Annotated in this window: 1 protein-coding gene and 2 pseudogenes; all 3 read left to right on the forward strand. The window is 52.1% G+C overall.

Annotated elements, in window-relative coordinates:
* Positions 1-123 precede the first annotated feature (123 nt).
* Positions 124-477, forward strand: a pseudogene (locus ACT3UA_RS18835) (transposase); the annotation flags it as partial.
* Positions 478-600: 123 nt separating this feature from the next.
* The gene (locus tag ACT3UA_RS18840) at positions 601-1,437 is read left to right on the forward strand and encodes a hypothetical protein (RefSeq protein ID WP_444617859.1); all 837 of its coding nucleotides are present in this window, start codon (positions 601-603) and stop codon (positions 1,435-1,437) included.
* A 217-nt stretch (positions 1,438-1,654) separates the two neighbouring features.
* Positions 1,655-2,330, forward strand: a pseudogene (locus ACT3UA_RS18845) (IS1634 family transposase); the annotation flags it as partial.

Raw genomic sequence — 2,330 nt, forward strand, 5'->3', positions numbered from 1 at the left:
TTAGCAGAGTGATTCAGTGTGTAATCTCGCTACATCGTATAGAATCTCATTACTTCATAGACAACCGATCTCATAGCTTAGTGTGATTGGTGGATTCGCGGTACCGAAATCGGCTATCTGACACTTGAGGATCTGTTCGCAAATCCGGAGTATGCACCGGTTGAACTGGTCTGGACTGTTTGCCAACAGATGGTGGATGCCTACCGGCAGGCGAAGCCCGAGATCGGGCGGTTGGACATGGGAGCAGGTAATCGGTGAGATCGGCACGGAGGTACCCATGTCGTTGCCGGAGCTGAAGAATCCCCGGAACGGTGAGAAGAGAGAAGACGAACGTCCTTTCCGTTCTTTGAACATGTTGGAAGCTCCATTGGTCCCACTGAGGCCTTGAACGGCCGGCTGGAGTATTTGCGGGTGATCGCGTTGGGGTTCAAGAATTTCGCGCGCTGTATCGCACGGTGGCTTTCGGAGACCGGTGGGTCCACGGAACAGGAGTACCACCAGATGCGATTCAGCACCTGGTCTGCCCCTGCATCGTTGAAGAGCCGCATTAATGAAAAACTGGGTTAGATATCGTTGATTGTAGAGTGTTATAATTTTTTGGTGTATAAGCGTGAGAGAGACACCACGAAATTTTCGGATCTTGGTGTGCATGAATACGATGACTTCGAAGAATTTATGAGCAACCCAATTTCGGAGGGTCTGAGCACAATTAGTTTCGGCAGTCGCGTGCTTGACTTCTTCTATGAAGACCGTGGCGCATCGGTGACTTTCATAACTTTCACTGCGGCTATAAGCCCTAAAATTGTCAAATACCCGATTTTTTCTAGCCGCGCTATTGCATCACGTCTAAATACAAACTTTCTTTCCTTCGCAGACCCAGCTTCGGGTGGCGATAAAGCACTGGCAACGTTCTGGCACCTAGGCACAGCTGAAATTCCATCTCACGAGATTATCCCGAAGGTTATTTCCAAAGCGATGTCCGAAGGTAGCGGAGAACAAATGTTGTTCTTTGGTTCGTCTGCTGGCGGTTTTGCAGCGTTGAATTATAGTGCACAATTTCTGGGGTCCGCCGCTCTTGTCATGAACCCACGAATCAACGTGCTCAACGCACCTAAGCACGCACCACGGTATATTCCTGTCACGTTCCCTGGCGCTCCCCTTCAAGAAGCTGTGCGGGCGCTACCATACAATCAAGCAGCAAAATACGGTGAACCGCAGGGTAACTTTGTGGTCTATTTGCAGAACATGCAAGACGAACTTTACAAGCGCAACCACTACGCCCATTTTGTTAAAGCTGTTGAAGGTCGTGACGACGTGCATTTTGTTACTGATGATTGGGGGCAGGGGCACGTTGTTCCGCCGCTCAAAACTTACGAAAGTCTGCTCAGTGACCTCGTTAGGGTTGCGCCGTCCTGGGGCGAAATATCGGGAACCTAAGGCCAGGAGTTGGAGTCCCGAGAAATAGTGGGGTCTGTCTTTCTGCGGATACTGTTGATGTTTCGCCAAGCGATGCTCCATGAACTCCAGCAACACAGAGCCTGGTTCTTGCCCCGGTTTGTGATTGAAAATCTCAATAGGTTGATGACCTGATGTTATGCTTTCACGTCTTGACCGAAATACCTACTATTATTTAGGTTCCCGGTACCCTGAACCCATGGGGTCCCGATTCATCCGTAAGGTCCGCACCGCATTCCGCGCTGTCGCCGCGCAAATCGTGGACCAAACCGGACGCACCGCCATCTCGGTGGAACACATCGGCTCAACGAACACCGACACCGAACGCGCACTATTGCTGCGCTCCGCCGAGCAACACTTGCATCCAAGGCAACAAGACTTCGACTTCGGCGATGTGGAAGAAAGACCCGCATCCCTGGTCGAAGTCGCTGACTGGACCAAGAACTCGGAACTGCCCGCGGCGAATCCTGACCGAGGAAGACCCCGAACAGGCACCACCGACACCGCGAAAGTCGTTGCGTCCCCAGCCACTGAACTGAAGGAACTCCTCACTGCAGCCTATGCGCGACTTGGAATCGACGTCCATGATGACGAGGGATTTCTTGCCATGGAGCTGGCCAGGCTCATCGAGCCGACGTCCAAAGCAGACACCATCAGAGTGCTCGACGACATCTCCGCACCGCACAAGTCTCTACGGACTCTCTTTCGCAGCCTGCATCGCTGCCATGACGAGGACTACAATGACACCCTGGCAAAAGCAATGAACGCCTACCGAACCCATTCCTTGGGGCTCGGAGCAATGATCATGTATAGGACGACGACCCTTCTCCGCGCTCTGCGAAAGAAGTTCAACCTTGTTTGGAAGTACTTACTAA

The sequence above is a fragment of the Glutamicibacter sp. 363 genome, from assembly GCF_052379505.1.
Classification (GTDB): Bacteria; Actinomycetota; Actinomycetes; order Actinomycetales; family Micrococcaceae; genus Glutamicibacter.